The following is a 23797-nucleotide window of genomic DNA, read 5'->3' on the forward strand; positions in this document are numbered from 1 at the left end:
CTGGAGGGCATGTTGATCCACTACGACGGCAGGCGGTTCCGGAAGGTCACGGCCGGCCCCGACGCTCCCATCGCCCACTACCGCCAACAGGGCGACCTGCTGTGGGGCTCCTCCGCCGGAGGCGACGTCCGACGCGGCTCGCTCACCGGCGTCGCCGCCCCCGACGGCACCCTCACCTTCGCCTACACGATGGTCCTGACCAGCGGCCGGACCGTCGCCGGGCACTGCGTGAGCGTCCCCGAGGTCCTCCCCGACGGCCGGGTCCGCCTGCACGAGACGTGGGAACGCTACGGGCCCGACGCCGCCACCGGCACCTCCTGCATCGAAGAACTCGCCGCGACCGACCCCCTCATCGAGCAAGGACCGTCGTCATGACCCAGATACCCCGCAAGGGCGGCACGATCAGCTGGGCCTGCACGCCCGGCTTCCCACCCGCCGGCATCTTCCCCCTGCTGCCGCCGGGCCGGTTCGGCGCCCGCAGCCTGTACGAGTTCCAGATGCTGATGTACCGGCCGCTGTACTGGTACGGCACCAAGGGCGACGCGCAGGTCGACTACGAGCTGAGCATGGCCGAGGCACCCCGGTGGAGCGAGGACGGGCGCACCGCGACCCTCACCGTCAAGCCCTACAAGTGGTCCAACGGCGAGACCGTGAACGCCGACGGGGTGATGCTCTGGATGCACCTGCTGGAGGCGAAGAAGGAGGAGTACGGCGGCTATGTGCCCGGCTACTTCCCGGACAACCTGACCGGGTACGAGAAGATCGCCGAGGACCAGGTCCGCTTCACCTTCGACCGGGCGTACGCGCAGAACTGGGTCCTGATGAACCAGTTCAGCCTCATCACCCCGCTGCCCAAGGCATGGGACCGCACCGCCGAGGGCCCCGCCAACGCCACCGCCCACAAGGAGGAGGCGTACGCGGTCTACGACTACCTGATGGCCGAGAACGGCGACGTCTACGCGGAGGACAACTCCGCGCGGGCCCGCTGGGCCGACAGCCCCATCTGGTCGATCGTCAACGGCCCCTGGAGGCTCGCCAGTTACGGGATGGACGGCCTCGTCACCATGGTGCCCAACCCGTCCTACTCCGGGCCCAACAAGCCCTACGCCGACGCGTTCCGCCTGGTGCCCACCGAGACCGACGAGGAACAGTACCGGGCGCTCGAGGGCGGCCCCCACGGACCGGACGCCATCCACCTGGGCTTCCTGCCCTTCGACAAGATCACCGAGCCGGCCGCGGACCCCGTCACCGGAGGCCCCAACCCGCTGGCCGAGCACTACCGGATCGTCCCGCAGATCCTCTACGCCATCCACTACTTCCCGTTCAACTTCGCCAACACCACCGTCGCCGGGAAGATCTTCCGGCAGCTGTACTTCCGGCAGGCGCTACAGACCACCCTGGACCAGGACGGCTCGTTCCAGGAGGTCTACCAGGGCTACGGCTACCCCACCTACGGCCCGGTCCCCGCCCTGCCGGCCACCGAGCTGCGCTCGCCCGCGCAGAAGTCCAACCCGTTCCCCTTCGACGTGGACCGCGCCCGCCGGATGCTCCAGGACAACGGCTGGGACACCTCGGTCACCCCCGCCGTCTGCGTCGCCCCCGGCACCGGGCCCGGCCAGGCCGGCGAGGGCATCCCCGCCGGCACCCGGCTGACCATCTCGCTGCGCTACGCCTCCGGGCACGAGAAGACGCTGGCCCGGGTGATGCGCAAGTTCCGCGACGACGCCGCGCGGGCCGGCATCGAGCTGGTGCTGGAGGAGGTGTACCCCTCGGTCCTGGTCGGCCAGGACACCACCGGAACCACCAACTGGGAGCTGTCCTGCTGGAACGGCGGCTGGGTCTACGGGCCCAACTTCCACCCGACCGGCGAACTGCTCTACCAGACCGGCGCCGGCTGCAACTTCGGCAGCTACTCCGACCCGGTCGCCGACGAACTCATCGCCAAGACCGTCACCAGCGACGACCTCGCCGACCTGTACGCCTACCAGGACTACCTCGCCGAGCAGGTCCCGGTGATCTGGATGCCCAACTTCCCACTGCGGGTCTTCGAGGTGGCCAACCAGCTCAAGGGCGTCGAGCCGATCAACCCGCTCGGCTTCATCAACCCCGAGAACTGGTACTTCGTCGACGAGCCGGACGGCTCCGATGCCCGCGACTGAACTCGCGGCGGCGCTCCCGGCGGTGGACCCGGTCGCCCACCTCCTGCTGGCCCTCCCCCTGATCATGGCCTGCGGGCAGGTGGCCGGGGTGCTCTGCCGCCGGGTGGGGCAGGCCCCGGTCATCGGCGAGATCCTCGTCGGGATCGCGCTCGGCCCCTCCCTGCTCGGGGCCGTCTGGCCCGAGGGGCAGCGCTGGCTGTTCCCGGCGGACCTGCTGCCGGTCCTCAACGCCCTGGCGCAGCTCGGCCTCGTCCTGTTCATGTTCCTGATCGGCTACGAGCTCGACCTGCGCCACGTCAGGAGCCGGGGCCGCACCGCGGTCCTGGTCAGCAACGCCGGCATCGCCCTCCCGCTGCTCGGCGGACTGCTGCTGGCCCTCGTGATGTACCGTCGGTTCGCCGCTCCTGGCGTCGGGTTCCCCGCGTTCGCCCTGTTCATCGCCGTCTCCATGAGCATCACGGCGTTCCCGGTGATCGCCCGGATCCTCGCCGACCGCGGGGCCGACCGCACCCCGGTCGGGGCCCTCGCCCTGACCTGCGCGGCCTTCGACGACATCACCGCCTGGTGCCTGCTCGCCCTGGTGACCGCGCTGGCCAAGGGCGGTTCGCCCGCGGCGGTGCTGGTCACCCTCGGCCTGAGCCTGGCCTTCGTCGCCGCCGTGCACTTCGGGGTGCGGCCGCTCCTGGCCCGGCAGGCCGCCCGGCACGGCGGCCGGTTCGCCCGCGCCGCCCTCCCCCTGGTGCTGTCCGGCGTCCTGCTGGCGGCCTACACCACCGACCGGATCGGCATCCACCCGATCTTCGGAGCCTTCCTGCTCGGTACGGCGATGCCCCGCGACTCGGCGGTGGTGGCGGCGGCCGTGGACCGGATGCGCGCGCTCACCGTCGTGCTGCTGCTCCCGCTGTTCTTCGTGTACTCGGGGATGCACACCGACTTCCGGCTGCTCGGCGGCGTCGGGATGTGGGGCTGGTGCGCGCTGATCACCGCCGTCGCCATCCTCGCCAAGTGGGCCGGAGCCACCGGAGCGGCCCGCCTGACCGGCCTTGGCTGGCAGGAGTCCGTCTCCCTGGGCGCCCTGATGAACTGCCGCGGCCTGACCGAACTCGTCGTCCTCGGCATCGGCCTGCAACTGAAGGTCATCACGCCGCCTGTCTTCGCGATGCTCGTGGTGATGACACTGGTCACCACGATCCTCACGGCCCCCGCACTGAATCTGATCGAGCGGGTGTCCGCGCGCCGGACGCCCTCCGCACCGTGCACAGAAATGGCCATGAAATGTCAGTAACCACCACCGTACGGGGCCGGTCGACCGAAGCGGTCCTCGTCCTCGAACCCGAAGAGAAGGACCAGGTCGAGGCCGCGGCCCGCGCCCTGTGCGCCCGGCTGCCCGAGGTCGACGACCCGCGCTGGGTGGCCGAGGCCCGGTCCGCCTGGGAAGAGCTGCCCGCCGCGCTGCGCCGCCGGGCGGGCACCTACCGGCGCCACTCCGGCACCTCCGGCGCACTCCTGGTGCGCGGCCTCCCCGTCGACGAGGAGAACCTGCCGCCCACCCCGACCGTGCCCGGCTCCGTACAGCGCGAGGTGAGCGTGCCCGCCGCCGTGCTGATGATGACGGCCTGCGGCCTCGGCGACCCGGCCGCCTTCCGCGCCGAGAAGTCCGGCGCCCTCGTCCAGGACGTGGTGCCGGTGCCGGGCCAGGAGACCTTCCAGGGCAACGCCGGCTCGGTGGCCCTGATGATGCACAACGAGAACGCCTTCCACGCCCACCGCCCCGACTACGTGATGCTGCTGTGCCTGCGCGCCGACCACGACGGCGCCGCCGGACTGCGCACCGCCGGCATCCGCGAGGCGCTGCCGCTGCTGCCCGAGGCCACCGTCGAGGCGCTGTCGGCACCGGAGTTCGCCACCCAGCCGCCGCCCTCCTTCGGAGCCGGTGGCGGGACCGTCCCGGCCCACCCGATACTCTCCGGAGACCCCGAAGACCCGGACGTGCGGGTCGACTTCGCCGCCACCACCGGCACCACCGAACGCGCCGTGGAAGCCCTGCACGCCCTGGAGAAGGCGTTCGACGACGTCTCGTACACGGTACGGCTGAGCGCCGGCGACCTGGCCGTCGTCGACAATCGGGTGACGCTGCACGGCCGTACCGCCTTCACACCGCGCTACGACGGCAACGACCGCTGGCTCCAGCGCACGTTCGTCCTCACCGACCTGCGGCGCTCGCGCGACCACCGACCCGACGACGGATACGTCCTGTCCCGCTGACCCCGGGACGTCCCACACCGAGGAGACCCGCATGCCCGAACTTCCCATGAACCAGGCCGCCCTGACCGCGGCCGTGACACGGTTCGCGCAGTTCACCAGGGTCGACGAGATCTGGGACGAGTACCTCGCCGCCACCGGCGGGCAGGCGGACCCGGCCCGCCCCGCACACCGCACCGCCCTGCTGCGCTGGCTCAACCTCGCCGGCTGCCGCATCCGTTACCCCAAGCCGGGCGAGCCGGACCTGTTCGACACCGGTCTGGCCGCCTGGTGGGAGACCTGGGGCGCGGCGCTCCCGCGACGCCCCCTGGCCCAGCTCACCGACGGCGAACTCGACACACTGGGCCCCTGCTTCGCCGAACTGGCCGCCACCCAGGCCGCGCTGTCCCCGGCCACCGGACGCGCCCGCACCCTCGGGCCGACCGCCGCCGCCAAGGCCCTGCACGCCCTGCGTCCCCAGTCGCTGATGCCGTGGGACGAGGCGATCGCCGCGCACCTGCACGGCGCCCGCGACCACACCGCGTACGTCGCGCACCAGCGGCTCGGGCGCACCTGGGCCGCCCAGATCCTCCAGGAGGCCGGCCTCGACCCGGACCTCGGCGGCGCGCTGAAGCTCGCCGCCGGCCTCGGCCGCCCGGCCCGCCCCCTCCCCAAGATGCTCGACGACTACTGCTACCTCGCCCTCACCGTCGACGGCGGGAGCACCTCGTAGGACACGAGCCGGCCGGCACCCTGCGCTCCACCGCCGGCCGGCTCCTCACTCACCGAAGGGTTATCACGTGGCTCGCAATGCGCTCAGCGCCGAGTTCCTGGAGACGGTGTCCGAGCCGGTCCCGGTGGACCCGGAGTCGGAACTCCTCAAGATCTTCTACAAGGGTGCCCTGTTGACCCGCCCGTTCTTCCTGGAGGCGGACGAACACCAGCGCCTCGTGGGCGACCTCGACGTGCTGCGCGGGGCGTTGACCAGCCTGCCGGACCGGCTGTTCGGCGGCGACCTCACGGCGTTCGCCCGCGCCCTGGGCATGAACGACGACCAGATCAGCTGCGTGCTGCGCGGCCGCAACACCAGCGTGACCCGACTGAGCCGCGCCGACCTGTACGCGGACGCCTCCGGCTTCCGACTGCTCGAATACAACATGGGCAGCGCCATCGGGGGTTCGGACGCCGTCGACATCGCCCGCGGCCTGCTCAACCACACCGGCCTCAAGGAGTTCGTCGAGAAGCACCGCCTCACCCACGTCGACACCCTCCGGTCCCACGTCGACACCATCCGCATCGAATCGGGTACCGCCCCCGGCAGCCGCCCGGTGGTCGCGCTCACCGACTGGCCCAGCAGCTACGAGTCGCTCGCCCCGTACATGCAGGCCGTCGCCCGGCGCTGGAGCGAGCTGGGCGTCGAGGCACACGCCTGCCACATAGGCGAGTTGACGGCCCGCGACGGCGGCGTCTGGCTGGGCGAGCGCCGCGTCGACATCATCAACCGGCTCTTCATGCTGGAGGACGTGCTGTCCGGCCCGGGGGCGATGGACCTGCTGGATCCCGTCCTGGACGCCGCCGAGCGCGGCGAGGTGAAGCTCTTCACCCCCCTCGACGCCGAACTCTACGGCTGCAAGGCCGCCCTGGCGATGCTCTCCGACGAGGCCAACCGCCCTCTGTTCAGCGCCCACGAGCTGGCGAGCCTGGACCGTATCCTGCCCTGGACCCGGAGCGTGCGGGAGGGCGAGGTGACGCTGGAGGACGGCCGCCGGGTCGACCTCGTCGCCTACGCCGTCGAATCCCGGGACGAGCTGGTGCTGAAGCCGACCCTGGCGCACAGCGGCGAGGGCGTGGTGCTCGGCTGGCAGGAAGGACTCACCGCCGAGCAGTGGGCCGAGCGGGTGCGGGCCGCGGTGGACGGGCCGTTCGTGCTGCAACGGCGCATCCGACCGGTCCCAGAGCCGTGCGCCGACCGGAACGGCGACCTCGTGGAGTGGACCCCGGTGTGGGGGGTGTTCACCACCGCCACGGTCAGCGGCGGAGGCTTCATCCGGGCCACCCGCACCGACTCCGGCGCCGACGTGATCAACCTCGGCGCGGGCGCTTCCATAGGGGCGGTCTTCCACGCCGTCGCCGACGACCGGTGAGGGCACCCGCGTCCCTGGACGCGTACGCCCGGCTGATGGCTCTGCTGGACGGTGCCGGCGCCGGCTACCGGCTCATCGACCACGCCCCCGAGGGACGCACCGAGCTCGCCTCCGCCCTGCGCGGCCACCCGCTCCGGCAGGCGGCGAAATGCCTGGTGATCCGGGTCGGGATGGGCAAGAAGCGCCGACGGTACGTCCTGGCCGTCGTCCCCGGCGACCGCCGGGTGGACCTGGCGCGGGTCCGGGACCTCTACCAGGCCGGCGACGCCGCGTTCGCGGTGCGCGACGTCGCCGAACGGCTCACCGGCAGCGTCAGCGGCTCGATCACGCCGTTCACCTTCGCCGCGGCCATGGACCTCCTGGTGGACCCCGACCTGTTGCGCCACGAGGAGATCTTCTTCAACGCGGCGCGGTTGGACCGCTCGGTGGCCCTCCGCACCGAGGACTACCTGGAACTGGCCGTTCCGCGGATAGCGGCGGTGGCCGGGCCCCTGCCCCTCGCCACCGTCGGCCACCCCGGCTGAGGCACGTCCCGCGGACCCGGCACGGGACCGGGCCGAACCGCAGGGCCACACCCGGGCCGCCACACCCGGAGGCCGCCCGTGACCCCTAGGAGGAGCGCACCGGATCCTTGGCGCCCTCGGGTGTTCCGGCCGTCCGCGCCGCGGCGGCCGGAGCACCCGTGTCGGGGTCCGCGGACCCCAGCAGATTGCTCTGGCCGATCAGGTAGCCCGCGTGCAGCCGGCTGCGGGCGCCCAACTGGTCCATGATCTCCGCGATGTGGCGCTGGCAGCTGCGCAGCCCCATGCCGAGGCGCCGGGCGATGGCGCGGTCGTCGAGGCCGGACACCAGCAGCCGCATGATGTCCTGTTTGACCTCCGACGACAGCGCCCGCACCTGCTCCAACTGGTAGCCCGCCGAGAACGGCGTGGCGGTCAGCCAGGTCCGCTCGAAGGCGGCGACGGCGAAGTCGACGATGCTCTGGTCGTGGACCAGCACGCCGCCGTGCGGATGGCCGTGGTACGAGATCACCGCGGTCTTCCGGTCGAAGACGATCATTCGCGCGAACCCGTCGCTGAGGGTCCGCACCTCGGCCCCGAGCTGGGCGACGCGCTCCACGTAGGCGACGGTCGGCTGGTTGTAGCGCGCGGTGTGCTGGTAGAGCGTGCGGATCTTGACACCGCGGCGCAGCATGTCCTCGTCCCGCACGATCGCCTCTTCGAGGACCGGCGTGGGACGGCCGCCGCCGGGCTGCGAGGTGAGCATCTCGGTGGTGCAGCACGCGCCCAGCTCGGTGAGCATGCTGCGCACCGACTTGAGCGTCTGCAGGATCTCGATGCCCGAACTCTGCAGCCACTTGGCCCGGGTGGTGGCGTAGAGCGGACGCAGCCGTTCCAATTCGGCGCGCACTTGAGTGACGGCGCTCTGCTGGTCCCGCAGGGCCTGCTCCATCGGGAAGAGGGTCTGGGCGGCCGCGCTGTCCGGGCTGACGGCCGTCAGCATTCCGGGCTTGTCGTCGGCCGGGCACAGCAGCCCCATAGCGCTGAGCTGCCCGAGCGCCTCCTCCACCTCTTCGACGGACTTGCCCAACTGGCCCGGGAGGGAGGCGGGGAGCACAGCCGGACTGTTCAACGCGAGCTCGTAGACGGATACACCGACCGCGCTCAGTTTCGTCAGTCCTGATGCTTCCAATCTCATCGACATCCTTGATGGGTGAATGAACTGTCGTGGAGCGGTGCCATTCTTACGGCCCGGGAACGTCCCGCACACAGTGGGGCGAGCATGTTTTTGCGGACATCTGACCGAACCGGGCGACGTACGGAGAATCCGTACAAGGTCACCACGCGTACCGGCCGTCACTCACATAAAGAGGGACGAGTGGTACGGCCTCCTCGGTTCCCCGCCACCGGGCCACCCGGCCGAAGCGGCGCTCTCGGAGCAGCATCCCGGACCGGTGCGGGTAGGACGATGACGATCTACCTTCCAGGACCAGAGGAGAGTGGTTGCGGTGCCGGACCCCAACGCCCCGGGTTCCTCCCCACCCGAGGGCGATGCAGAGCAGCAGGCGTATGACGCCGTCCGCGCCGTGACGCTCTGGTACAGCGCCCGGATCACCGCGGAACGCCGGGCTCCGGCCCCCGACGAGAGGCGGATCAGGGAGCTGACGGCCGCCCGGCGGGCCGCCCTCGACGACGGGGCGCAGCTGGCGACCGCCGACCCGGAGGAGGCGGCCCGCGTGGCGGCCTACTACACGGCCCGGCTCAGGGAACTGACGGAGGGGTGACCGGAGGGACACGTCACCGTCCGGTGTGCCCCGGCTGCCCGGCACCGCCGTGACAGGCGGTGAGGGGTGCCGGCCTGGTGAGCGCTTCGGACTCGCGAGATCACGGCGCACGCGCATGGCCCGGGCCGTCGACCGGCCCGGGCCGTGCAGGTGTTGGTCGATCAGTACTGGATGGTGTGGTCGTAGAGGATGTCTCGGGCCTTGGTGCCGCTGTCGAGGCCGTAGTCGGGCCGGTCCTCGACGAAGTACTCGCGGAGGCTGGACTGCTGGGTCTTGGTCATCATGGTGTTGCTCCTGGCCCAGCCGCCGTCGACCTGGGACCACAGGTCGACCAGCGCGGTGGCGACGCGGGCCTCGCAGGCGTCGCCCGGGTCGATACCCGTCGTGGAGCGGTCGTTGGCGAGATTCTGGGAGCTGCCGTTGCCCCAGTAGTAGGTGGTGTCGTTGAACGTGTGGAACGCCACCGCGTTGGCGAAGCCCTCGGTCCAGCCGCAGCTGGTGGAGGAGGTGCGGCTCACGTAGTGGGGCGAGCAGTTGCTCACGTTCGGCCACCAGCCCTTGTAGAGCTTGCCCATGAGGGCGTGGCCCGCCTCGTGGACGACGGTGTGTTCGGAGTCGGGGTCGTTGTCCGCGAGGTGGATCTTGTCCTCGTTGGTCGACCAGTAGGTGCCGTCGGTGGAGCCGGGGTACCACTGGACGGTGATCGGCGTGCAGTGGCCGTCCTGCTGGCTGCCGGTCCAGCAGTTGGTGGTGGAACCGCGGGTCCACCACAGCTTGTTGAGGGTGTCGAGGGCGTGCCAGGCACGGCTCTGCCCTTCGTTGGCGTAGACGTTGCCCAGGCTGGTGCTGCCCGAGACGTTGTCCTGCGAGTAGGTGGCGGTGGCGTAGCGGCGGCCGTTGCCGTCGACCACGGACCACGACTGGCCGGCCTGGGTCTGGAACTCCACCCAGACCTTGGAGGTGACGGAGGTGGTGGGGGTGTAGCAGAGGTTGAAGCTGCCGTTGTTGTTGCCGGTCATCCCCGTGGCGAGCTGCTGCGTACCGCTGTTGGCGGTGGGCTGGCCCCACAGGGTGACGTTGGCGTTGTGGACCGGCTCGTCCCGGTTGGCCTTGCCGTTCCAACTACCGCCCTCGGCGGACTGGAAACGGTTGCGGAAGGTGCCGCTGATGCAGACCTGCGAGGAGCCCCCGGCCCGGCCGGCGGCGCGCGGGGCGGCCGGGCCGGAGGCGGCCGAGGCGCGGGCCGGGGAGGACGCCGGGGCGGGAGCGGGTGCCTTGGGGGTGACCGGGCGTTCCTTGCGAGCGCCGGGCGCGGGACGGTGGACCGGGGCCGGACGGGCCTTGGTGACCGATATGCCCTGGTCGGAGGAGCCGTTGGCCTTGCCGACGGTGAGCTCGACCGAGTCGTGTCCGGCGCGGCGCGGGTCGGGGTGGTCGATGTCGCTGATGTCCGCCTGGATCTGGGCGGGTCCGGCGGCGACCGCCGTGACCTTGAGATGGACGGCCCGGGTGCCGGGGGTGAGGGAAAGGGTGCTGCTGGTGCGCTGGCCGAAGGTGTCCGTGGTGGGCGCGGCGAGGCCGGAGCCTCCACTGTCGGATATCCGGAGCGCGGGCGGTAGTTGGACGGCCAGGCCGGCGCGCTTGACGTCGGTCTGCGCCTTGACGTTCACGGTGAGGGTGGCCTGCTCGCCGACGGCGGGGAGGTGGTCGAGGGACGCGGTGACACCGAGACAGCTCAGCGGTGCCTCGGAGTTCTTCTCCGCAGGGCGGATCGTGCAGGCGCCGGCCGGTGCGGGGGTGTGGGCCTGGGGGGAGCTTCCCGCGAACGCGGACGGCATGACGACGGCCGCCAGGCAGACGCCTGTGCCTGCCATCGCGGTCAGAGCGACAGTTCTGGGAACCCGTCTCCGGGCCCGTCGTATTCGGGACATGGGTGTGCCTTCCTACGGCGTGCACCAGCCGACTTCGGTGCACGCCGACAAAGCGTGAGGGGGGTAAGGAACTGACCCCGGGTCACTACAGCCATCAAGCTTTGGCCGTAGCTGCACCGCGGGTAACAGGTGGGCGGAACCATATACCGCACGGCTCGCGCATGTCACTGGCGTCGGAGAAGAGAACGAGACGTGCGATGCCTGGCGTTGGCGGATGCCTGACCGCCACCGACTCGGCGTCGCCTTGGGCCTGCTGCCTGCCCAACACACCACCGACGACGCCTGGCAGCGCAGCCGGAGCCGTGGGCGGGCCGACAGTCGTACGCCTGCCGGAACAACCGCGCCTACCTGCGCCCGCCGGGGAATCCGCTGCACCATTTCGGACAAGTCCGACCGGGCCCGCAACCACACGTGCGCCGAACTCGCGGTCCGTACGAGGCCACCGTCCTCGTTGCCGCCGTCAACGAGTGGTTGTGACGTACTGGTCCGACGACAACTCGAACACCCGGACTCGCCGACCGCCGGTGGGATTGACGGTCTCACGGACCGGACGCATCCCCAGTTTGGTCATGATCCGTTCGGAGGCGTCGTTGCCCACTTGAGCGATGCTGACGATCCGCTCCAGACCTCGCTCTTCGAACCCGAACCGTACAGCGGCCGCGGCGGCCTCGGTGGCCAAGCCCTGCCCCCAGTGGGAATGTCCCAGCCGCCAGCCCACCTCGACCGCCGGCAGTACCTCCGGCAAGAAGTGGGGCACCGAAAGGCCGGTGAAGCCGGCCAGTTCGCCAGTGGACCGGACCTCCACGGCGAACAGTCCGAAGCCCCGCGACTCCCACTCGCTCTCCCATGCCTGGATCCCGCCGCGAGTCTGCTGTTCGTCACGGACGCTGCCGTCACGGATCCACCGCATGACCTCGGGGTCGGCGTTGATGGCAGCCATCGGCGCGACGTCCTCCTCGCGCCAGCGACGCAGGATCAAACGGGGAGTCTCCAGCGTGACCATCCAGGCATTGTGGATCACGAAATGGGCTCTACGCCATCCTCGCCGGGCGCTTTCGATCACATCAAGTGCCCTCCTGGACCGGCTCCGACGTCAAAAGTCGGGGGAGGCCGGATGCCCGGTGCGCGGTTGTCGGTTGAGTGCGATGACCCGGTCGAAGGGCTTGCGGAGCTGGCGGACTGGCTGGGCCAGGAGCCTGAGCTTCTGGGCCGGGGCAGCAATCGGCGCGAAGCGTGTCGGCGACGTCGAGGCGTTGGTGCGAGAGGCACTCGGGCGGGCAGAACGAGCGGGCGGGCGGTCGATCCTGATCGGCCGAGGATCGTGCTGGTCGGCACTCCCTCCTACGAAGATCCGGAACTGCCGGACGTGCCGGTGATCGCCAACAACATCAGCGACCTGACCCGGGTGCTCACCGATCAAAACCTCGGCGGCTTCAGCCCGTTCCATCGCGTTGCGGTTCCCGCGGCGGCCAGCGTGGCCCAGGTCGGTGACGTGTTGGTGCGTACGGCCGAAGAGGCGGAGGATTTGCTGCTGTTCTACTACAGCGGACACGGCCTGCTCGGCCCGCGGCGTCGGGAGTCGTATCTGAGACCGAGCGGCTCTTGGCCATGCTGAGTGCCGGCGGCCCGACGGCCGGGACGTTGATCGGTTTCGGAGACATCTACCGCCACCTGCACACCCGGTTGCGTGCCGACGGCCTTCCGGTGCCGCAGCAGTGCGGCACGCACACCGCGGACCTGCTTGGACTGGTGCGCAACGTCCACTCCGCACACACGGCAGCTGTACCGGACGATGCATCAGGCGTGGCTGTGGCTGATGACGGTTCGGCGACGGCTGATGATGACGAACCTGAGCCCGTGCCCGTCCCGGCCAAGGACGGTCGCCTCAGGCATGCCGAACGCATTGCGAGCACGATCGCTGATGGACGGTGGCGGGCCCGTGCGCTGACGAATATGGTTCTCGCGGCGGCGACGGAACTCGAATCCGACCATGTGGGGCGCCTGTTGGAGCGGGTGGAAAACGCCGTGAACACGATCGGCGACGGATGTGCCCAAGTCGGCGCGCTGACCGCCGCGGCCACTGCGGTGTCCGCCCTCGACCCCGACCGGGCCGAACATATCGCGAACACGATCACCGACAAGCAGCAGCAGGCGAGGGCGCTGGCTCCCGAACGCCTCGCGAGCGCAATTGCTCGCGAGGAATTCGCTGTACAGGTACTGGCCAGTGTCGCCAGGGCAGTGGCCGCGGCTGATTCTGATCACGCGCGGCGTATCGCCGACCCGGTCCCCAGCACGGCGAAGGCGGAGGTCCTGTACTCGATGGTTGTTGCGCTGATAAAGACGACGCCCTGACACGTCGGTGCGGAAATGACAACCAGGCAACCGGCCTTCCTCGCCTGGCTCTGCCTCGGGGCTGAGGCGCTCGCGGCACGCGGCGCCGGATCATGCCATGCAACACCTTGCTTTTCCGTGAGTTCTAACGTTTTGTTAATGGAGTTGAATGATTGCGGTAATAGTCGCAACGAAAGCGAGGTGCGGTTCGTGACTCCCGCCACAGCCGGGGGTCTGATATATGCCGCACTGTTACGATCGCGGCATGCTGATTTCGCGGCAGTTAATCTACTTCACGAGTCTCGCCAAAGAGTTACATTTCGGGCGCACTGCAGAATTTCTCCACATTACGCAGTCCGCCCTTTCTCAGAGCATTCGGTCCATGGAGCGTTCGCTGGGGCTGGAACTCTTCGAGCGCGATCGACAGGGCGTCCAACTGACCGACGCCGGGCGGGCGCTGCTGGCGGAGGCCGACGAACTCGTCGAGCAGTCCGAGCGTGCCCTCAGGGCAGTGCGTCGAGCGGCGCAGGGGTGTCGAGGAACGCTGCGCGTTCTGTACAGCCGTTCCGGCGTCCATCTTGGGCAGCGCGGTCTCGTGGAGGAGTTCCGCCGCCGGTATCCGGGGGTTGAGGTGCGCACCGAGGCCGGGTGGGCGGCGCACAATCTGGAAGCCTTGCACGCGGGTACGGCGGATGTCGCGTTCCTGCGCACGCCCCCGTGCTCCTCGGATGTGACCACCCATGTGGTCAGCCGCGAAGAGTTGGTTGCCGTCGTGCCTGTGGGGTCGACGGTGGCTTCCTCCCGCGACGTGGTCAGCCCGGAAGAGCTGCGCGGTCAGCCGGTGGTGACGTGGCCACGGTGCCAGGCACCGGAGCTCTACGACCGCATTCTGGCGCAGGTGTGGCGCACGGAGGACCCGCCCGTCGGCGTGGTCGAGCCCGACTACGCGAACGTCATCGAGGCGGTCCGTGCGGGTCACGGCATCGCGGTGCTGGACCGTCGGCTCGCGGAGACGGCTGGGCAGGACGGGCTGGTGATCCGTCGGTTCGTTCCGCCGCGTCCGGTCGGCGAGGTCTCCGTGGCATGGCTGCGCGGGGCCACCGCACCGGTGCTCCGCCGCTTCGTCGGCTTTCTCAGGGCCGAGCGGCCGGCGCCCTCGGCGGCCATGAAGGTCGGCGTAGCGGCGGGGTGAGAGGCGGCGCACCATGGGGGAGCGGTCCACCGAACTTCCCTCACCAACGCGCCCGAGCCCGCACCCACACCAGCCGCTTCGCAGCACTTTGCCCCGCCGATCAGGTGATCGGCGGGGCAAGGCGACAGGGGCGGGTCCCCTAGATTTCCTCCGCGACGGCGGGTGTCGGGATAGCGGTGCCACGGTCACGCTTCCGCACGTAGCGGGTCATCAATGCGTAGCTGGCCAGCCAGAACACGCCACCCAGGAAGATCAGCCAGGAGTCGCCGAGCACGGGGTCCAGGTTGGCGAGCAGGCCGGTCGCGACCCAGCCGATGGCCATCACCGAGCCGCTGACGCCCAGTACCCAACCCTGCTTGTCCTCGGGCACGGCGTCCGAGAACACCGTGAGCAGCGTCGTGTAGGCAACCATGTCGAAGGCACCGATGACCATCGCCAACACCCATTGCCCGGCCTGGACGTGTACGAGCCCGGAGGCGACTTGGGCGACGCCGGCCACGACGAGGCCCACCTGTGCGGTGTAGGCGGCGGTGCGACGGCGCAACAGGGCGCGGACGACCACCGTGAGACCGACCACGAAGAAGGTGCCGATGAGACCGCTGAACAGGCCCAATCCAAGCGTGGAGTAATGGAATTCGTGCTGCAGCTGCAGCAGGATCATCTGGAAGTAGAGGCTGTAGCCGATCTGCATGAGCAGGAAGACCACGCAGAGCAGCCGCACCCGTTGGTCCGTGGCGGCCTCGGCGATGACTTTGAACGGCAGCAGCACACTGATCCTCCGTGTGCGCGCCGCCCGTGTCGTCTCCTTGAACTTCACCAGAATCCACAGGTAGCAGGCGAAGGAGATGAGCCCGACGAGGGCGAACGGCGTCCAGTAGCTGAAGAAGCTCACCGTGGCGGAACTTGATGTCGCGCCGCCGATGACCGGGCCGATCACGATCCCCGCACTGTAGGCGATCGACATGACGCTCATGTTGATGGCCTTTGTCTCGGGGGTGCTCAGGTCCGAGATGGCTGCCTGTGCGATGCCCTGGCAGCCCGCCATGAGTCCGCCGAGGCCGCGGCCCACGATGAGCAGGACCAGACTGGGCAGGGCGGCTCCCGCGGCCATCATGAAGTAGCTGGCCGACAGGCCGAGCACACAGGTCGAGAGGACCCGCTTCCGTCCGAAGACGTCGGAGAGCTCACCCATCAGCGACGAGCCGAAGAACATGAACAGCGGATACACGGCGTATCCGAGGCCGATGAAGAAGAACCGCCACTGTTCACTGATGCCGGCGGACAGGATGCCGGAGTGCGGGTCGCTGAAAATCGCCGACAGGATCGGGTAGACGAGGCCGAAGCCCATGGCGTCGATGCAGATGGCCAGCAACGACGGCGAAATCTTCCACAGATCGAGCTTCGCGCCCGGCTTGGCGCTGGACTTGGCGTGGGACAAGGCCTGTTCCGTCTTCTCTGCGCTGTTCTTTCCTAATCCCATATCGGTCCTTGTGTTTCACTTGCTCTCGTTGAACAGGCAGTCGGTGTACCGGGAGATCAGGCTGTCGTAGTCGTCGTCGGGGCACCGGAGCCCGATCGTCTCCAGGCGGCCTGCGTGGCTTCGGTGCGGACCGCTATGGGGGGAGCTGTCCGGCGCGTCCGCGCGGTGTCCCGGAGCGATTCCCCTTTGCCGACTGGCGACCCGCCGGCCGACAGGTTCACCACCTGGGCGCCACCGTGCGCCCATGCAGCAAGGGCCTGACCTGGGAAGTGGAAAGCAGGCTTCTCATGTCGTTCACCGCCCCCGAAAATTCAGCGAATACACAATGCCTTCGGTGAAAAATAACCGTAGGTGATGGGGGTAGTTCGCGCCAACGAAAAATATTGATCACCTGATCAGTTTCGTTAATCGCGGGGTTTGCGGAGTCCGTTGTCCCCGGTGCCGGCCTGCGCACACTGGGGCAACCGGAGGCTGCTCGGCGCGCGGTGACGACGCGCGCCGGCGCGGAAGCGATGCACATCGGATCCGTAGGTGGTTTCGCCCACTGCTGTGCCGTAGCGCATGACCCGGTCCGAGGCCAGGCTTTCGCCTGGGACGACCGGATCGCGTGAGACGGTCAGTGCGCCGGACTCTCAGATGATCTGGACAGGGCCGCGGCGGGCCGTGATGTGATGGCGCCGTGAGTCGCGCCGCAGAAGAGGTCAATCGCCGCATGCTCCGGGCGCGGGACGCGATGGACCGCGTCTACGCGCAGCCGCTGGACGTGCCGGCCCTGGCACGGATCGCCCATGTGTCACCGGCGCACTTCTCCCGCACCTTCCGGGCCACGTTCGGCGAGACGCCGCATCGCTATCTGCAGCGCCGCCGTGTCGAGCGGGCCATGTTCCTGCTGCGGGAGACCGACCGCAGTGTGACGGACATCTGCTTCGAGGTCGGCTTCGGCAGCCCGGGAACCTTCAGCCGCACGTTCCGCGACATCGTTGGGCGGTCGCCGAGGACGTATCGCAAGGAAGCGGTGGCCACGGGCGTGCCGACGTGCTTCACCATGGCGTGGACGCGACCGAGCGGCTGATCGTCCATCCGGTCCGGGCCGCCCGTCGACAGAGCAGTTCTGGATAAGTTTTCGTCCCGTCGGCTCAGTAGCGTGATGCACATGTTCAACGCAATCACGCACTCGCAGATATACGTCCTGGACCAGGACGAGGCCCTCGACTTCTACGTCGGCAAGCTCGGCCTGGAGGTCGCCGCCGACGTCGACCTGGGCTTCATGCGCTGGCTGGCCGTCAGCGTTCCCGGTCATCCCGAGCGCCAGATCCTGCTGGAGAAGCCCGGCGCTCCGGCGATGTCCGAGGAAACGGCGGAGCAGGTCCGGGAGTTGGTGACCAAGGGCGCGATGGGCGGGTGGCTGATCTTCACCACGGACGACTGCCGCAAGACCTACGAGACGCTGCTGGGCCGAGGCGTGGAGTTCACCGAGGAGCCCACGGACCGTCCGTACGGTACCGACTGCGGACTTCGCGACCCGTTCGGCAACCGGATCCGCTTCACCCAGCCGAGGGCCTAGGAGTTCCTACGGTAGGCGGGCTGCCGGCCGCGGGCGTTGCCGGAGCGGCCGCGGCCTTGCGGATCTCGCGCATTGTCGGCAGGCCGTTGATCACCATCAGTGTCGCGGTCAGGCCGTGGACGCCGAGCCCGGTGGCCACGGAGCCGTGGTGAACCAGCACGGTGGCCATGTCGCCGTACGCGGCGAGGGACTCCACCGGCAGCACCCAGCCCGGCGCCCCGCGGTGGCCCGTCACCAGCAGGATGCCCAGGACCAGGACCAGGACGACGTGAGGATTTCCTTGACGACGTGCGGATTTCCTTGATGATCAGGAATCCGTCGCCGTCGCCGGACGGCCAGCTCGGCAGGCCGAAGCCCGGTGCCGACTGCCCGCCCGGAGAACTCCCCGGCTACAACTGCCGTGTCATACGTCGATCTGCTCGAAGACGTGCGGGTACGACACGATGTCGTCGGGGGACTCGGCCGCCATGCGCTGGAACTCCGGGTTGCCGAATGCCGTGGCGAGCGCCTCGGTCGACTCCCAGACCGCGACGTTCATCAGAAGTTGACTGTCCGCCGTTCCCTTGTGCATCTGCAGGGAGACGAATCCCGGCTGAGCCTTCATGAACTCCGCCTGCCTCCGAAAGAGGGCCAGGAACGCTTCGGTCCTCTCCTTCGGGACGACGAAGGTGTTGGCCAGAACGATGGGCCCGGTCTTCTCCTTGAACTGCGCGAAGATCGGCGTATTCGGGTCGAGGCTCTGCAGCTTGGCCATTCTCGGCACTTCCTTTCGCTACCGGTCAGTGGGTGTCGCCGGCGCCCGCGTCCGGGGGGTGCCGGCGGAGTTCGAGGGTGTTGGTGTCCGGGGCCCGGACGTAGACGGAGGTGGCGGTGCCGCACTTTCGGGCGCACGGCCGGGCGGTTGCGGCTGACGATCGGGCGGGTGGGCCCGGGGGCTCAGGTGAGGGCGGCGACCAGCACGGCGAAGGCGGCGATGAGGACGGCGACACGGGCGTAGTGGTAGCGGTCCCAGCGGTTCGCCTGCTCCTTCCAGTCCTCGGGCCGGTTCTCGGGGGTCCACGTCTTGCTCCGGTTGTTGATCGGGACGAGCAGCAGGATCGACATGATCACGCTGAGGATCAGCAGCGCGGCGGCGACGACGAGGAGGCCGGTGCCGGGGCGGTGCCATCCGGCGATGGCGCAGACGGCGACGAGGACGAGCGAGGTGATGTACCAGACCGGCATCACTGCGCCGAGCATCCGGCCCCCGTGGGCGCGGCCGAGTTGGCCACTGTCGCCGGGGAGCGCGTCGAGGATCCGGTTGATGACGAAGGCGACGGAGAACTCCACCCCCACCATCACGCCGACGACCACAGTGGTGACGACCTCAAGTGCGTTGAGCATGATGAGCCCTCCCGGGATCTAGCGCCGCTAGCTGGTGAGGCAACGCTAGTACTGCTGCCGCTCGATTGTCTAGCAGTGCTAGAATCGACTCATGTCGGTACAGGAACGCAAGCAGCGCGAACGGGCGGAGCGCGAGCGCCTCATCGTGGCGACGGCCCGCGAACTCGCCGAGCAGCAGGGCTGGGACGCGGTCACCACCCGCCGGCTCGCCGAGCGCATCGAGTACAGCCAGCCCGTCCTCTACAGCCACTTCCGCGGCAAGCGCGAGATCATCGGCGCCGTCGCCCTGGAGGGCGCCACCGAGATGGCCGTGGCGGTGCGGGCCGCGACCTCGGCCGCGGACGGCCCGCGCGCCCGGGTCACCGCCCTGGCCCGCGCCTACCTCGACTTCGCCGAGCGCAACCCGGCGGTCTACGACGCCTTGTTCCAGCTCGACGGCGGCCTGGCGTACGCGCAGGAGGGCACCCCGGAGCCTCTGAAGGACGCTTTCGCCGCGCTTCTGGAGAGCCTGGGCGAGGTCGCCGGGGACGGCGTCGACCCGGGGCTGTTCACTGAGACGTTCTGGGCGGCCCTGCACGGGCTGGCGACCCTGACCCGGGCGGGACGGCTGCCGCCGGAGTACATCGAGCCGAGGGTGGAGCTGCTGGTGGACCGGCTCGCCATGGTCTGACACACCATCCCGGCGGGCACACAGCCGGGGCCCTCGGGCCCCGCCGCTGCCTGTCTGCGGCATCGCTTCCGGTCCGTCGCGTCCGCGCGGCGCGGTTGCAGATCATTGGGCCCCGTGCCCCGGACGGGCACCCGCCCCGGCAGCTGCGATGCTCATGAGCGCGAACAGGACGGGCAGTTCGCCCAGCGTGCATACCAAGTGCGGGCGCAGGCCCCAGAAGTCGCTGATCGAACAGGTCCATGCCGAGTCCCGCGGCACCTGCGGCGTCCGCCGGATCACCGCGCGCTGCGGCGCGAGGGTGTGCAGGTGGCCCGCCGCACCGTCGAGCGGCTGGTGGGCGACTGGGCCTGGAGGGCGTCATTCGCGGTCGGCGGCGGCGGACCACCGTGCCTGAGTCGTCGGCACCCCGCCCGCCGGACCTGGTCGACCGGCTCGCCGAGATCGGCGCCAACCCCGTCGAACCCTCACCACTCACCGACCGCCGACCCGTCGGACAGGCCCTAGGTATGTGCGCAGCCACAGCCTGTTCTCACCTGCCGCGAACAGGGCGGCGCCGATCGCCAGCGCCGCTCCCGCCACCCGGCGGGCCATCGAGGCCACCTGGCGCTGCAACGGGGTCTGCTGCCGCGGCGCCGCCGCGGCGAGCCGGAAGATCCGTCCGAAGCCGGTGGCCGCCCCGGTGGCGAACACCACGGCCTTCGCGGACCCGGCGACGACGTCCGTGCCCAGGAACACGCAGTTGCGCGCCTCCAACAGCGGCCCGGCCCCCACCGGGTCGCCGCTGCGGCCGACCGCGTCGCTCTCACCCGTCAGCGCCGCGTTGTTCACCGAGACCTCGTGTGCCTCGACCAGGCGGCAGTCCGCCGACACCGCGTCCCCGGCCTCAGGACGACGACGTCGCCCGGCACCAGTTCACGCGCGGGCAGCTCCCAGCGCTCCCCGTCGCGCAGAACCCGGCAGGTGTGCGGCACCATCGCCTGCAGCGACTGCGCGGTCCGCTCGGCGGAGTACTCCTGACCGAAGCCGATGGCCGCGTTCAGCACCACGACGCCGAGAATGGCCACGGCCAGCCGGAAGGTGCCCGGATCCCGGGGCTGTTGCGGTCCGTAGGCCGCAAAAGTGAGCGCCGACGCGACGAGCAGGACGACCGCGAACAGATCGGTGAACTGCGCCGCCAGCTGCCGCCACAGGGGCCGGCGGCGGGCGTGCGGCAGCTCGTTGGGGCCGCAGCGGCCCCGGCTCGCCGCCGCGTCCACCGCGGTGAGCCCACGCGGCGAGGTCTCCAGCGCGGCGAAGACCTCCCCCGGCGGCACGGTCTGCAGGAGGGGGTGCGGCGGTCCGGTTTGCGCGACCGGCTCCCGTTCAAGCACCGACCCGGGTCTCGGCCCTGCGGGAGCGCCCTGCCGAGGAGGTCGACGGCGGGGTGAGCGGGCCCGCACCGAGTGCCGGGACGACTCCGATGCCCACGTTGCCGGTGGCCCCGACGACCGTCGCCCGCATGCCAGGAGAAGCCATGGGTATCGCCCGCCTTCCGCGTGGGCTGGAGTACCCGCGCGTACCCGCGCGTACCCGCGCGTGCCACCTCGCTGCCACCGTAAGACGCAGCCGACGGCGTCGCACGATCTCACCCCGCCCCGAGCCCGCATGTCTGTGCAGCCCGCCGCCTCGCCGGGTGCGGGGAACCGGACGGCGGGACGCGGTGCGATGCCCGACCGCGGCGTTCACCGTCCGTTCCGGGGCCGGTCGCGACACCTGGCACGGAGGCCGACGGTCGTGCAGGGGCCGTGCGGCCCTGATGCCGCGGACCGGTGGCCCCATGCGCCGTGCCTCCCCTACGCGGGACACTGAGGGCAGGTCCGCGGGTCCGGCGTCGTTGCCGCGAAGCAGCGGATCACGGAGGTCGCCATGAGCGGAGAGCCGACGGGAGCGGGCCGCATCGTCGTGGGCGTCGATGGCTCCGACTCCTCGAAGGAAGCCCTGCGCTGGGCAGTGCACCAGGCCGAGCTGACCGACAGCACGGTGCACGTGGTGACGGCGTGGGAGTACCCGCCGTTGTACGGATCGATCGGCTGGATCGACGCACCGCAGGAGCTGGCCGCCGACGCGAAAGGCTCGGCGGGCCGGGCCCTCGACCATGCCGTCGAGGAAACCGTGCCGGCGGAGCGCAGAGACCGGATCCACCGCTGCCTGGCGTACGGCACGCCCACCGCGGTGCTGCTCGACCAGGCAAGGGGGGCCGACTTGCTGGTGGTCGGCAGCCACGGTCACGGCGGCTTCACCGGCGCCCTCCTGGGTTCGGTCGGTCAGCACTGCACCCAGCACGCGCCGTGCCCGGTTGTCGTGGTCCGCGGTACGAGCGGCGGGACGTAACCGGCCCTGGGCGTGCGGCGGGCCGACTACCCATCCCGGACAGTCTGTTGGGGCACGGGGCGGAGCGCGAGCACGCCCGCCGATTCGGACGCGACCCGGACGGGCGGCCGGTCTCCGGACCGTGCACGGGGCCCACCGGAGGACGATGGTCGTGCGGCGCGGAGCCGCTCCCGAGGGAGGCCCGCGACGGCGGTGCACGCTGGCGCGACCTGCGGCGCGGGAGGCCCGGGCACCGTGCTCAGCCGTGCGGGACGACGGCGACCGGGGCGGGGCAGTGGTGCAGAACGGCGTGGGTGATGTGCCCGAGGCGGGGCAGGGCCGGGAGGGTTGTGCGGCGGTGCCGTCCGATGACGACGAGAGCGGCGTGGGCGGCGGCATCGAGCAGATGGTGGGCGGGCTCGCCGATGACCGCCTGTGCCGCCACGTCCACGCCCGGATACCGGTCCCGCCACGGTCGCAGCGCCTGGCGTACGGAATCACGCTCACCGGCCGAGAGGTCGGTGCCGAACTTCAGGGCCGCGCCGAGCCCGTAGGCGTCGTACGGCGGTGGGTTCCAGCCGTGCACGACCGCCAAGGGCGCGGCGTGCACGGCCGCGGCCTCGAAGGCGAAGTCGATCACCTCGTCGCAGGGGCGGGTCAGATCGAGTCCGAGGACCACCGGAGGGGGCGGTCCCGATTCCGCGTCGGGAAGCGGTTGTTCTCCTGGGCCCCCGGCCCGTACGAGGACGACGGGCGCTGCGGCGTGTGCGACGGTGGCCATGCTCACCGAACCGACCAGGAAGCCGGTGAGCCTGCCCACTCCGGTGGTGCCGATCACCAGTATCTCGGCGCCCTCCGCAGCCCGGCACAGCACGTCCCGAGGCGGGCCGATGACGAAGTCCGCCGTGATGTCGAGGTGCGGGTGGAGCTGCCGCAGCCGGCCGGTCACCTCCTGGGGAACGCCCTGTGACCAGCGGCGGGCGGCCTCCGGCCCGGCGGGCGGGGCGTGGGAGTAGGGCTGCCGCTCCCCGGCATGGACCAGCCGCAGCGGCAGATCCCTCAGCAGGGCTTCGCGAGCGCCCCAGTCCGCGGCGACCAGGCCCGCGGGCGAGCCGTCCACACCGACGACCACGGGGCGTGCCATGGCCACCTCCCGGACGATGGGTCTGCATGTCGTGTCTTCCAGACTGCGCGGTGCGCCCGCTTCGCGGGAAGGGGGCGCTGGGCCTGTGGGCGGCCCGGTCGGCCCGGACGGGGCCGGGGATGCGACGGAGCCCCGGCCGGTCGGCGGGAGGTAGGGCCGGACGGCCCCTGCCCGGGGCGGGTGGACACCAGCACGCTGAAGGTGTCCCGGTCCGGGCCGACAGCGGTCGGAGGAGGCGGCGTCATGGCGCAGAGTCCGCACACGGTCAGCGATGTGATGACCCAGACGGTGGTCGCCGTCGGTCAGGAGGCCCGCTTCAAGGAGATCGTCGAAACCATGGAGCAGTGGAAGGTCAGCGCCCTTCCGGTGCTCGCGGGCGAGGGGCGGGTGGTCGGCGTGGTTTCCGAGGCCGACCTGCTGCCCAAGGAGGAGTTCCGGAGGGCCGACCAGGACCAGATGGTGCAGCGGGGACGACTGGACGCCCTGCGCAAGGCCGGCGCCCTGACCGCGGGCGAGTTGATGAGCGCCCCGGCGCTGACCGTGCACGCCGACGAGACCCTCGCCCAGGCGGCACGGACCATGGCACGCAAGTCGGTCAAGCGGCTGCCGGTGGTCGACGCCCAGGGGATGCTCCAGGGCATCGTCAGCCGCGCCGACCTGCTGAAGGTGTTCCTGCGTCCCGACGAGGACCTGGCGGCCGAAGTGCGGACGGAGATCGTCGACCGGCTGTTCGGCGGGGCTCCGGAGAAGGTCGAAGTACGCGTCGAGGACGGGGTGGTGACGCTGCGCGGACCGATCCGCGACAGCGCGTTGCTGCCGGTCGCGGCGCGCCTCGTGCGCGCGGTGGAGGGCGTGGTCGATGTGACGTTCGACGTCCGGACCGCGCCGACGACGAAGAAGCACACGGTGGCCGGTTGAGGGGCAG

Annotated in this window: 26 protein-coding genes; 16 read left to right on the forward strand and 10 right to left on the reverse strand. The window is 70.4% G+C overall.

What is annotated here, in order from left to right; all coding sequences use genetic code 11:
• Window positions 1–9 precede the first annotated feature (9 nt).
• From K2224_RS38285 to K2224_RS38315, 7 genes are all read left to right on the forward strand, one after another.
• Window positions 10–375, forward strand: a complete 366-nt coding sequence (locus K2224_RS38285; protein ID WP_399021285.1) for a hypothetical protein — start codon at window positions 10–12, stop codon at window positions 373–375.
• Window positions 372–2159, forward strand: coding sequence for an ABC transporter substrate-binding protein (locus tag K2224_RS38290; RefSeq protein ID WP_221911701.1), 1788 nt, complete (start codon window positions 372–374; stop codon window positions 2157–2159). The genes K2224_RS38285 and K2224_RS38290 overlap by 4 nt, the downstream gene beginning before the upstream one ends.
• The gene (locus tag K2224_RS38295; protein ID WP_221911702.1) at window positions 2146–3444 is read left to right on the forward strand and encodes a cation:proton antiporter; all 1299 of its coding nucleotides are present in this window, start codon (window positions 2146–2148) and stop codon (window positions 3442–3444) included. Before K2224_RS38290 ends, K2224_RS38295 begins: the two co-directional genes overlap by 14 nt.
• Window positions 3435–4424 (forward strand): clavaminate synthase family protein, encoded by a 990-nt coding sequence (locus tag K2224_RS38300; RefSeq protein ID WP_221911703.1) that lies wholly within the window; start codon window positions 3435–3437, stop codon window positions 4422–4424. The genes K2224_RS38295 and K2224_RS38300 overlap by 10 nt, the downstream gene beginning before the upstream one ends.
• A 31-nt stretch (window positions 4425–4455) precedes the next feature.
• Window positions 4456–5133: a hypothetical protein gene (locus K2224_RS38305; RefSeq protein ID WP_221911705.1), complete on the forward strand. Its 678-nt coding sequence runs from the start codon at window positions 4456–4458 to the stop codon at window positions 5131–5133.
• 67 nt (window positions 5134–5200) lie between these two features.
• Window positions 5201–6544 (forward strand): hypothetical protein, encoded by a 1344-nt coding sequence (locus tag K2224_RS38310; protein WP_221911707.1) that lies wholly within the window; start codon window positions 5201–5203, stop codon window positions 6542–6544.
• On the forward strand, window positions 6541–7068 hold the full coding sequence (locus K2224_RS38315; protein ID WP_398197234.1) for a YbaK/EbsC family protein: 528 nt from the start codon (window positions 6541–6543) through the stop codon (window positions 7066–7068). The genes K2224_RS38310 and K2224_RS38315 overlap by 4 nt, the downstream gene beginning before the upstream one ends.
• Window positions 7069–7153: 85 nt before the next feature.
• On the opposite strand, the gene K2224_RS38320 is transcribed toward K2224_RS38315, so the two are convergent.
• Window positions 7154–8242, reverse strand: coding sequence for a helix-turn-helix transcriptional regulator (locus K2224_RS38320; RefSeq protein WP_260693787.1), 1089 nt, complete (start codon window positions 8240–8242; stop codon window positions 7154–7156).
• Between the two features lie 310 nt (window positions 8243–8552).
• On the opposite strand from K2224_RS38320, the gene K2224_RS38325 reads away from it, so the two are divergent.
• Window positions 8553–8828, forward strand: a complete 276-nt coding sequence (locus K2224_RS38325) for a hypothetical protein (protein WP_260693788.1) — start codon at window positions 8553–8555, stop codon at window positions 8826–8828.
• Between the two features lie 161 nt (window positions 8829–8989).
• Here the strand turns inward: K2224_RS38325 and K2224_RS38330 are convergent, their stop codons facing one another.
• Window positions 8990–10702 (reverse strand): mycolysin, encoded by a 1713-nt coding sequence (locus K2224_RS38330; RefSeq protein ID WP_260693790.1) that lies wholly within the window; start codon window positions 10700–10702, stop codon window positions 8990–8992.
• A gap of 517 nt (window positions 10703–11219) precedes the next feature.
• A complete protein-coding gene (locus K2224_RS38335) occupies window positions 11220–11762 on the reverse strand; it encodes a GNAT family N-acetyltransferase (RefSeq protein ID WP_221911711.1) in 543 nt (180 codons plus the stop codon).
• A 318-nt stretch (window positions 11763–12080) separates the two neighbouring features.
• On the opposite strand from K2224_RS38335, the gene K2224_RS38340 reads away from it, so the two are divergent.
• From K2224_RS38340 to K2224_RS38350, 3 genes are all read left to right on the forward strand, one after another.
• A complete protein-coding gene (locus K2224_RS38340; RefSeq protein ID WP_221911713.1) occupies window positions 12081–12374 on the forward strand; it encodes a hypothetical protein in 294 nt (97 codons plus the stop codon).
• The gene (locus tag K2224_RS38345; protein WP_221911714.1) at window positions 12362–13111 is read left to right on the forward strand and encodes a hypothetical protein; all 750 of its coding nucleotides are present in this window, start codon (window positions 12362–12364) and stop codon (window positions 13109–13111) included. Before K2224_RS38340 ends, K2224_RS38345 begins: the two co-directional genes overlap by 13 nt.
• Window positions 13112–13355: 244 nt before the next feature.
• Entirely contained in the window at window positions 13356–14282 is a 927-nt protein-coding gene (locus K2224_RS38350) for a LysR family transcriptional regulator (RefSeq protein ID WP_221911715.1), read from the forward strand.
• A 139-nt stretch (window positions 14283–14421) separates the two neighbouring features.
• On the opposite strand, the gene K2224_RS38355 is transcribed toward K2224_RS38350, so the two are convergent.
• Window positions 14422–15720 carry an MFS transporter gene (locus K2224_RS38355; RefSeq protein WP_260693791.1) on the reverse strand — a complete coding sequence of 433 codons (1299 nt, stop codon included), beginning with the start codon at window positions 15718–15720 and terminating at the stop codon, window positions 14422–14424.
• Between the two features lie 721 nt (window positions 15721–16441).
• Here K2224_RS38355 and K2224_RS38360 point away from each other — a divergent pair.
• Both K2224_RS38360 and K2224_RS38365 read left to right on the forward strand, forming a co-directional pair.
• On the forward strand, window positions 16442–16834 hold the full coding sequence (locus K2224_RS38360; protein WP_221911718.1) for a helix-turn-helix domain-containing protein: 393 nt from the start codon (window positions 16442–16444) through the stop codon (window positions 16832–16834).
• 81 nt (window positions 16835–16915) lie between these two features.
• Window positions 16916–17326 (forward strand): VOC family protein, encoded by a 411-nt coding sequence (locus K2224_RS38365; protein ID WP_221911719.1) that lies wholly within the window; start codon window positions 16916–16918, stop codon window positions 17324–17326.
• Here K2224_RS38365 and K2224_RS38370 read toward each other — a convergent pair.
• The 3 genes from K2224_RS38370 to K2224_RS38380 all read right to left on the reverse strand — a co-directional run bounded on the left by K2224_RS38370 (window position 17307) and on the right by K2224_RS38380 (window position 18709).
• Window positions 17307–17561, reverse strand: a complete 255-nt coding sequence (locus tag K2224_RS38370) for a DUF4267 domain-containing protein (protein WP_260693792.1) — start codon at window positions 17559–17561, stop codon at window positions 17307–17309. The two genes, K2224_RS38365 and K2224_RS38370, sit on opposite strands and share 20 nt — an antisense overlap.
• A 168-nt stretch (window positions 17562–17729) precedes the next feature.
• Complete coding sequence (locus K2224_RS38375; RefSeq protein WP_221911720.1) at window positions 17730–18080, reverse strand: antibiotic biosynthesis monooxygenase; 351 nt, start codon at window positions 18078–18080, stop codon at window positions 17730–17732.
• A 182-nt stretch (window positions 18081–18262) separates the two neighbouring features.
• Window positions 18263–18709 (reverse strand): DUF1772 domain-containing protein, encoded by a 447-nt coding sequence (locus K2224_RS38380; protein WP_221911721.1) that lies wholly within the window; start codon window positions 18707–18709, stop codon window positions 18263–18265.
• A gap of 91 nt (window positions 18710–18800) precedes the next feature.
• Here K2224_RS38380 and K2224_RS38385 point away from each other — a divergent pair, with 91 nt between their 5' ends.
• Window positions 18801–19379 carry a TetR/AcrR family transcriptional regulator gene (locus K2224_RS38385; protein ID WP_221911722.1) on the forward strand — a complete coding sequence of 193 codons (579 nt, stop codon included), beginning with the start codon at window positions 18801–18803 and terminating at the stop codon, window positions 19377–19379.
• A 471-nt stretch (window positions 19380–19850) separates the two neighbouring features.
• Here K2224_RS38385 and K2224_RS41530 read toward each other — a convergent pair whose 3' ends face one another.
• Together K2224_RS41530 and K2224_RS41535 are read right to left on the reverse strand one after the other, a co-directional pair.
• The gene (locus K2224_RS41530; protein WP_313904830.1) at window positions 19851–20207 is read right to left on the reverse strand and encodes a hypothetical protein; all 357 of its coding nucleotides are present in this window, start codon (window positions 20205–20207) and stop codon (window positions 19851–19853) included.
• Window positions 20204–20749, reverse strand: coding sequence for a cation-transporting P-type ATPase (locus tag K2224_RS41535; protein WP_313904831.1), 546 nt, complete (start codon window positions 20747–20749; stop codon window positions 20204–20206). The genes K2224_RS41530 and K2224_RS41535 overlap by 4 nt, the downstream gene beginning before the upstream one ends.
• 535 nt (window positions 20750–21284) lie before the next feature.
• Between K2224_RS41535 and K2224_RS38395 the strand changes: the two genes are divergently transcribed.
• Window positions 21285–21749: a universal stress protein gene (locus K2224_RS38395; protein ID WP_221911723.1), complete on the forward strand. Its 465-nt coding sequence runs from the start codon at window positions 21285–21287 to the stop codon at window positions 21747–21749.
• 238 nt (window positions 21750–21987) lie between these two features.
• Here K2224_RS38395 and K2224_RS38400 read toward each other — a convergent pair whose 3' ends face one another.
• The gene (locus K2224_RS38400) at window positions 21988–22872 is read right to left on the reverse strand and encodes a universal stress protein (protein ID WP_221911724.1); all 885 of its coding nucleotides are present in this window, start codon (window positions 22870–22872) and stop codon (window positions 21988–21990) included.
• A 243-nt stretch (window positions 22873–23115) separates the two neighbouring features.
• Here K2224_RS38400 and K2224_RS38405 point away from each other — a divergent pair, with 243 nt between their 5' ends.
• Window positions 23116–23790 (forward strand): CBS domain-containing protein, encoded by a 675-nt coding sequence (locus K2224_RS38405; RefSeq protein ID WP_221911725.1) that lies wholly within the window; start codon window positions 23116–23118, stop codon window positions 23788–23790.
• Window positions 23791–23797 lie beyond the last annotated feature (7 nt).

This window comes from Streptomyces sp. BHT-5-2, from assembly GCF_019774615.1.
Taxonomy (GTDB): Bacteria; Actinomycetota; Actinomycetes; order Streptomycetales; family Streptomycetaceae; genus Streptomyces.

Coding starts and splice junctions, on each gene's coding strand:
- K2224_RS38395 (WP_221911723.1), top strand. CDS start 21,285: ATGAGCGGAGAGCCGACGGGAGCGGGCCGCATCGTCGTGGGCGTCGAT.
- K2224_RS38375 (WP_221911720.1), bottom strand. CDS start 18,080: ATGGCCAAGCTGCAGAGCCTCGACCCGAATACGCCGATCTTCGCGCAG.
- K2224_RS38295 (WP_221911702.1), top strand. CDS start 2,146: ATGCCCGCGACTGAACTCGCGGCGGCGCTCCCGGCGGTGGACCCGGTC.
- K2224_RS38385 (WP_221911722.1), top strand. CDS start 18,801: ATGTCGGTACAGGAACGCAAGCAGCGCGAACGGGCGGAGCGCGAGCGC.
- K2224_RS38405 (WP_221911725.1), top strand. CDS start 23,116: ATGGCGCAGAGTCCGCACACGGTCAGCGATGTGATGACCCAGACGGTG.
- K2224_RS38365 (WP_221911719.1), top strand. CDS start 16,916: ATGTTCAACGCAATCACGCACTCGCAGATATACGTCCTGGACCAGGAC.
- K2224_RS38350 (WP_221911715.1), top strand. CDS start 13,356: ATGCTGATTTCGCGGCAGTTAATCTACTTCACGAGTCTCGCCAAAGAG.
- K2224_RS38300 (WP_221911703.1), top strand. CDS start 3,435: ATGTCAGTAACCACCACCGTACGGGGCCGGTCGACCGAAGCGGTCCTC.
- K2224_RS38400 (WP_221911724.1), bottom strand. CDS start 22,872: ATGGCACGCCCCGTGGTCGTCGGTGTGGACGGCTCGCCCGCGGGCCTG.
- K2224_RS38330 (WP_260693790.1), bottom strand. CDS start 10,702: ATGGCAGGCACAGGCGTCTGCCTGGCGGCCGTCGTCATGCCGTCCGCG.
- K2224_RS38335 (WP_221911711.1), bottom strand. CDS start 11,762: ATGGTCACGCTGGAGACTCCCCGTTTGATCCTGCGTCGCTGGCGCGAG.
- K2224_RS38290 (WP_221911701.1), top strand. CDS start 372: ATGACCCAGATACCCCGCAAGGGCGGCACGATCAGCTGGGCCTGCACG.
- K2224_RS38320 (WP_260693787.1), bottom strand. CDS start 8,242: ATGAGATTGGAAGCATCAGGACTGACGAAACTGAGCGCGGTCGGTGTA.
- K2224_RS38305 (WP_221911705.1), top strand. CDS start 4,456: ATGCCCGAACTTCCCATGAACCAGGCCGCCCTGACCGCGGCCGTGACA.
- K2224_RS38285 (WP_399021285.1), top strand. CDS start 10: ATGTTGATCCACTACGACGGCAGGCGGTTCCGGAAGGTCACGGCCGGC.
- K2224_RS38380 (WP_221911721.1), bottom strand. CDS start 18,709: ATGCTCAACGCACTTGAGGTCGTCACCACTGTGGTCGTCGGCGTGATG.